The sequence below is a fragment of the Leisingera sp. ANG-M1 genome (assembly GCF_000813745.1).
In the GTDB taxonomy this organism is placed as follows: Bacteria; Pseudomonadota; Alphaproteobacteria; order Rhodobacterales; family Rhodobacteraceae; genus Leisingera.
In genome coordinates, this window is the sequence record NZ_JWLC01000006.1 from 320,419 (window position 1) to 326,696 (window position 6,278).

Sequence of the window (6,278 nt, forward strand, 5' to 3'; positions counted from 1 at the left end):
TTAGCCGATGATCAGCCGGGCGCCGGTCTCCGCGAACCACTCCGGCAGCCATTTGGCAAACCGGAACGAGGCGGCCGCCATCACTGCCCCCATGCCGAATCTGCCATCGCCGCGGATGGTGGCGGCGGGCGAGCAGTGGAAGTTGGCGACGGATTGCGACGACAGCTCCATAAGCCAGTCATGGACATCACAGCCCGCGCCCCCCATGACCAGCAGAAGAAGGCCGAAGCCCCAGGTCAGCACTTGCAGCCCCGCGCCGCGCTACCTCAAAACCTCATGCACGATCACCCGCATGCCAATTGCCCAGTGCACCGGGATCGCCGCAACGAACAATCCGTAATACAGCTGCCAGGCCAGTGAGCCTAGAGTGCGCGCCAGGATCTCCTCGGCGGACAGGCTGCCCTGGATCGCATAAATCATCGCTGCGATATGCCCCAGCACCAGCCGGGCCCTTGATCACCGGCAGATTACGCAGCGGTGCCACTGTCGGCTTGCCGTTCTGCAGCACCGGCGCCTCCTGCGAAGGCTCCACGATTCTTTCATGCATCATGCCGTTGCTCCTGCCTTGGCGGCCTTGACCGTGCTCCGCAGGATGGCCAGGGCCGTGATCAGGGTCAGCCCCCGGAAGAACCAGGTGATTGGTCTGCGGGACAGGATGGTTGGATTGAAGCCGGGCATCTGCATCGCCTGACGGAAGTTGCCGTCCAGCAAGGGCCCGGGGATAAAAGCAATGAGGAAAGACGCAGCCGTAACCCTGTACTGCATCACCAGGCAGCCGGCACCGGCTGCGTCGCGGGCGGCCGGCCGAGAGCCGGCGGCTTGTTCTATCGGCGCGCGCACCGCATTCAACAGCAGCAAGACGGCTGCCAGCCCTGCCAGCACATTTGGCCATAACAACGGCGGCAGCACCGCATTCGGCACCCGGCGCGGTGCGCTGGCCCAGGCGGGAATGCCATAGGCCTGCAAAAACACCGGTAGCCCCAGCGCCCGCCAGACAAGCCGGAGGTTTATGGATCTGTTTGCCATGAGATCTTCCCTGGGGGCGCCGCAGGCCAGCGGCCCCGTCGCCCGAGCCGGATCAGCCCTCGATCCTGATGCCGTGCTTATCGATCAGCGTGCGGAAGGTTTCGTACTGATCCTTGATAAAGGCCGCGGACTCTTTCTGGCTCATATGCACGGTCTTCGACCCGCGGGCCCGCATCTGCGCGGTGAGTTCCGGATCTGTAATCGCGGTATCAACCCATCGCGCCCACTTGCCCGCAATGCCATCCGGCAACTCCTTGGGCCCGGTCACGCCGGTCCAGCCCGCAAGCGTTTCCAGCTCGGGCATGCTGTGGTCGAAAAAGCCCGGGAAACCGTTGAATCCTATGACAACCTGGTGCCCTCTATTCTTGGGAAAGAGGCCCTGAATGGGGAATTCCATCTGGAGGTGGTGCCCATCGCGCTCACCGGGCTGATGCCCCGGACACTGACCATCCTGAAAGAGAACTGCCCGCAGCTGCACCTGCGCATTTCCACCGGGCTGACCCACCAGATGCTGATCGAGCTTGAGCGCGGCAATATCGAAGGCGCCTTGATCACCAAACCGCAAGCACTGCCCCCGGACATCATCTGCCAGAACATTGTGACCGAAGAATTCGAAGTGCTTGCCGCCCCGGCAGCGGCAAGTGATGACCCGGTGGAGCTGCTGAGTTCCAACACGTTTATCCGCTTCAACCGCCAGGCTGTGGCAGGGCAGCAGATTGAGGCCTGGCTGCAGACCAAGGGGATCCGGGTGGCCGAGACCATGGAGCTGCTCGGCCTGGGCGCCGTTTCCAGCATGGTCGCCGCCAATCTCGGCGTGCCGATCTGCCCCAAAAGCTGCGTGCCCAGCCCGCTCAGCACTGGCTTGAAGCGGATCTCCCTAGGGCCCGACGGCCCGTCGCGGACACTCAGCCTGATGCGCCGCAGCAAGTCCCCAAAGCTGCACCTGATCGCGCAGGTCCAGCATGCTCTGCAGGCCGCGGCCTCGGGACAGGAGCTTTAGCGGATGAGCAGCTACGAGTTTCTGAAGCTGGGCCTCGGCGCCTTGCTGGGCGGTTTTGTGAATGGCCTGGCAGGGTTCGGCACGGAGCTTTTCTCGCTTGGCTTTTTTCTGCAGGTCATGCCCCCGCTGCAAGCGGTTTCAACCACAGCAGTGCTGGCCATTGCGACCGGGCGGCAGGGCCTGTGGAACATCAAAGCATTCATTCTTCCCAACAAAGACATCATTGCCCGGTTTCTGCTGCCGGCGCTTCCCGGAATTCCGATTGGCACCGCCCTGGCCGCGCATATTTCCCCGGCGCCGCTGAAGGTTTTGCTGGCGGCGCTTCTCTTCACCTACGGCATCTTTTCGTTCAAGCGGCCAGCAAAGACAGAGGCCAGAAACCCTCTTCCCGCAGCCGACTATCTGGTCGGATTTGCCGGCGGGATTCTGGGCGGGCTTGCATCACTTTCCGGCGTCTTGCCGACCATGTGGTGTTCTTTGAAACCCTGGGAAAAGCACAAGATCCGCGCCAGTCTGCAGGCTTTCAATTTTGCGATCCTGACACTGTCCGTTCTGTTGTTTGCGCTGCAAGGCGCTTACAGCGCAAACCTTGCCCTGAAGGTTTCGGGGTGCCTTCTGGCCGCAATGTCAGGCGCAATTCTGGGCATTCGGATTTTCAATGCCGTCAGCATAGCGGCCTACAAGAATGTTCTGGTGACGATTTGCTTGTTCGTCAGCGGGCTGCCGATGAGCCAAAGCTTGGCCGGGATGATATAAAGCCGTCCCATTGCGGCCGTTTACGGCCTGCGGCCGCAAGATTGCTGCCAGAGTTCGGCCCGGCCGGTTTGCAAACCGGCCGGGCCTTTCTTAGTGCAAACCGTCAGACGCTCAGGCAGCAGTATTTCAGTTCAAGGTAATCCTCGATCCCGTACTTGGAGCCTTCACGGCCCAAACCGGACTGCTTGATGCCGCCGAACGGCGCCACCTCAGTGGAGATCAGCCCGGTGTTGACGCCGACCATGCCGTATTCCAGCCCCTCCATCACCTGATAGATCCGGCTCAGGTCGCGGCTATAGAAATAGGAGGCCAGGCCGAACTCGGTGTCATTAGCTGCCGCCAGCACTTCTTCCACCTCGGAAAACCGGAACACCGGCGCCAGCGGGCCAAAGGTCTCTTCCCGCGCCACCGCCATCTCCTGGGTCGCACCGGCAATCACCGTCGGCTGAAAGAACGTGCCGCCGCGCGCGTGCTCTGCACCGCCGGTGGCCACCTGGCCGCCCTTGGCCACCGCATCGGCGATGTGCTCGCGCACCTTCTCCACTGCTGCGTCGCTGATCAGCGGCCCGATTGCAGTGCCCTCGGCAAAGCCGTCGCCCACCGGAAGGGCTGCAACCGCCGCCGACAGCTTCTCGACAAAGGCGTCATAAACCGCATCCTGCACATAGATCCGGTTGGTGCAGACGCAGGTCTGCCCGGCATTGCGGAACTTTGAGATCATCGCGCCCTCAACCGCCGCATCCAGGTCGGCGTCGTCAAACACGATAAAGGGCGCGTTGCCGCCCAGTTCCAGCGACAGTTTCTTGATCTGCTCCGCGCCCTGGCGCATCAGGATGCTGCCCACTCCGGTGGAGCCGGTGAAGCTGATCTTGCGCATCGCAGGGTTCTCGCAGAACTCCAGCCCAACGCCGCGGCTGTCGGTCGACGGCAGCACCGAGAACACGCCCGCGGGGATGCCCGCCTCTTCGCCCAGCTTGGCAATTGCCAGCGCCGACAGCGGCGTTTCGCTGGCAGGGCGCACCACCATGGCACAGCCCGCGGCCAGCGCCGGTCCGGCCTTGCGGGTGATCATCGCGTTGGGGAAGTTCCAGGGGGTGATCGCGCCGACCACACCCACCGGCTGTTTCATCACCAGGATGCGCTTGTCGCGCTGGTGGCCGGGGATGGTGTCGCCATAGATCCGCTTGGCTTCCTCCGCGAACCATTCGATGAAGCTGGCGCCATACATGATCTCGCCCCTGGCCTCGGCCAGCGGCTTGCCCATTTCAGCGGTCAGGATAGCAGCCAGGTCATCGGCATTGGCCATCATCAGATCGAACCACTTGCGCAGCACCGCCGCGCGCTCCTTGCCGGTGCGCTGCGCCCAGTCCTTCTGCGCAACCTGTGCAGCAGAAATGGCGCCCTTGGCGTCTTCAACGGTGCAGTCAGCTACTTCAGCCAGCACTTCGCCGGTGGAGGGGTTCTTTACCGCAAAGCGGGCGTCGCGGGCCTGCCATTCGCCGTTCAGATAGGCGTCACTCAGCAGCAGATCGGGGCGGGAGAGAGAGAGCATATGCAAAACTCCTGTTCAGTAAGGAAAAGGGCGGGGTCTCCCCCGCCCGGTTTCGGATTTTTGAGGGTCCGGTTCAGGCGTGCAGATCGCCGTCCAGCGCAGTGCCGTCCGGCGCGCTGTCAGCCGCGCTGGAGACCGCAGCCGGGTCCTCCATCAGCGACTTGATCACGCCCCAGGCCATCATCACCACCAGAACCGAGATCGGCAGCGCGGCGGCAATCGCCGCGGTTTGCAGCGCCGACAGCCCGCCGGCCATCAGCAGCACCGCCGCCACCAGGCCTTGCGCCGCGCCCCAGATCACCCGGTGCATCTTCGGCGGATGCGCATTGCCCATCGACAGGATCGTGGTCACCACCAGGGTGCCGGAGTCCGAGCTGGTGATGAACCAGGTGGCCAGCAGGAAGGTGGTCAGCGCCGAGACCACCCAGGCCAGGGTGCCGCCGTCAGCCAGCCGGTCGATGGTGCCAAACAGGGTGCCGCCCAGGTTCCAGCTGTTGACCATGTCGATCAGGCCCGCGGTACCCACGCCGCCTTCAGCGTTCAGCTCAAAGAACAGCGCGTTGCCGCCGAAGATCGAGATCCAGATGAAGGCCATGGTGGTGGGCACCAGCATGGCGCCGAACATGAACTCGCGGATGGTGCGCCCTTTGGAAATACGGGCAATGAACATGCCCACAAACGGCGCCCAGCTCAGCCACCAGCCCCAGTAAAAGATGGTCCAGCCGCCCTGCCAGGCCACATCGCCCGGTGCAGAGGCAGTCCAAAAGCCCATCGACAGGAACTGGGTCACATAATCGCCGGTGGCATTCAGGAAGAAGCCCGCCAGCCACTGGGTCGGCCCTGCAATCACAAAGAACAGGATCAGCGCGATGGTCAGAACGATGTTCCATTCCGACAGGATCTTAATGCCGCGGCCGACGCCGGACACTGCCGACAGGGTCGCGATGATCGAGATGATGATGACCAGCGCCACCTGGGTACCGGTGCCCGGATCGATGCCGAACAGCACATTCATGCCATGCGCCATCTGATTGACGCCCAGCCCCATCGAGGTCGCGATACCAAAGACGGTGCCGAACACCGCCAGCAGGTCTACTGCATGGCCAGCCGGGCCATAAATCCGCTCACCCAGGATCGGATACAGTGCCGAGCGGAAGGTCAGCGGCAGCTTCTTACGGAAGGCAAAATACCCCAGCGCCAGCCCGGTCAGCGTATAGATCGCCCAGCCGTGCAGCCCCCAGTGGAAGTTGGTCACCCGCACCGCGTCAACCGCACGCTGCTCGTTCATTTCCGTATGCCCCGCCGCATCGGCAAACGGATTGTTGGGATAGCCCCAGCCCGCCGAATTGTCGAAGTAGAACAGCGGCTCAGCAACGCCAAAGAACATGATGCCAATCGACACCGAGGCCGAAAACAGCATGGCAAACCAGGAAAACCGGCTGAACTCCGGCTTGGCATCGTCATCGCCCAGCCGGATCGAGCCGAACCGGCTGAACATCAGGAACAGGCAGGCAAACAGGATGATGATCACCGAACTGATGTAGTACCAGCTCAGCGCGCCCTCGACCCAGGCGCGGATGCCGCCATAGATCTTGCCTGCGTATTCCACGTTCAGGATTGTGAACACCACAAAGGCCGCCACCATCGCCTTGGAGGCGATGCTCATGCCGTTGTGAAGCCCTTTGAACAGCCCCTTTTCGGAAACCAGATGGTCCCCGCCTCCGGGCTTGTAGTCTCTCGCCATGGTTTCCTCCCTTAGGCAATGACCGGGGTGTCCGGCGGCGCAGATTGCGCAGCCGATGAAGCAAATTTCCGCTGTTGGGATCAGTTTGGCCCTACCGCATGACGAAAGGGTCGGGGATTTGTTCGTCTGTTGTGCGCAGCCAGACGGTTTTTGTTTTTGTGTAGTCGAGGGCGGCCTGGAGGCCGCCTTCGCGGCCGTGG

8 protein-coding genes are annotated in these 6,278 nt (G+C 62.6%); 2 read left to right on the top strand and 6 right to left on the bottom strand.

Features of this window, described 5'->3' with window-relative positions:
* The 4 genes from RA19_RS27350 to RA19_RS26910 all read right to left on the bottom strand — a co-directional run bounded on the left by RA19_RS27350 (position 1) and on the right by RA19_RS26910 (position 1,330).
* The gene (locus tag RA19_RS27350) at positions 1 to 243 is read right to left on the bottom strand and encodes a hypothetical protein (protein WP_241479025.1); all 243 of its coding nucleotides are present in this window, start codon (positions 241 to 243) and stop codon (positions 1 to 3) included.
* 18 nt (positions 244 to 261) lie between these two features.
* Positions 262 to 441 (bottom strand): hypothetical protein, encoded by a 180-nt coding sequence (locus tag RA19_RS05380; RefSeq protein WP_241479026.1) that lies wholly within the window; start codon positions 439 to 441, stop codon positions 262 to 264.
* A 105-nt stretch (positions 442 to 546) separates the two neighbouring features.
* Positions 547 to 1,026, bottom strand: a complete 480-nt coding sequence (locus tag RA19_RS25675; protein ID WP_052261656.1) for a hypothetical protein — start codon at positions 1,024 to 1,026, stop codon at positions 547 to 549.
* Positions 1,027 to 1,078: 52 nt separating this feature from the next.
* Positions 1,079 to 1,330: a tripartite tricarboxylate transporter substrate-binding protein gene (locus RA19_RS26910; RefSeq protein ID WP_052261657.1), complete on the bottom strand. Its 252-nt coding sequence runs from the start codon at positions 1,328 to 1,330 to the stop codon at positions 1,079 to 1,081.
* A 3-nt stretch (positions 1,331 to 1,333) separates the two neighbouring features.
* On the opposite strand from RA19_RS26910, the gene RA19_RS05390 reads away from it, so the two are divergent.
* Together RA19_RS05390 and RA19_RS05395 are read left to right on the top strand one after the other, a co-directional pair.
* Positions 1,334 to 2,026, top strand: a complete 693-nt coding sequence (locus RA19_RS05390; protein WP_052261658.1) for a LysR substrate-binding domain-containing protein — start codon at positions 1,334 to 1,336, stop codon at positions 2,024 to 2,026.
* A 42-nt stretch (positions 2,027 to 2,068) separates the two neighbouring features.
* On the top strand, positions 2,069 to 2,782 hold the full coding sequence (locus tag RA19_RS05395) for a sulfite exporter TauE/SafE family protein (RefSeq protein ID WP_193748225.1): 714 nt from the start codon (positions 2,069 to 2,071) through the stop codon (positions 2,780 to 2,782).
* 103 nt (positions 2,783 to 2,885) lie between these two features.
* On the opposite strand, the gene RA19_RS05400 is transcribed toward RA19_RS05395, so the two are convergent.
* Together RA19_RS05400 and RA19_RS05405 are read right to left on the bottom strand one after the other, a co-directional pair.
* Positions 2,886 to 4,334, bottom strand: a complete 1,449-nt coding sequence (locus RA19_RS05400; protein WP_039160227.1) for an NAD-dependent succinate-semialdehyde dehydrogenase — start codon at positions 4,332 to 4,334, stop codon at positions 2,886 to 2,888.
* A 73-nt stretch (positions 4,335 to 4,407) separates the two neighbouring features.
* Entirely contained in the window at positions 4,408 to 6,078 is a 1,671-nt protein-coding gene (locus tag RA19_RS05405; RefSeq protein ID WP_039160229.1) for a BCCT family transporter, read from the bottom strand.
* Between the last annotated feature and the right edge of the window lie 200 nt (positions 6,079 to 6,278).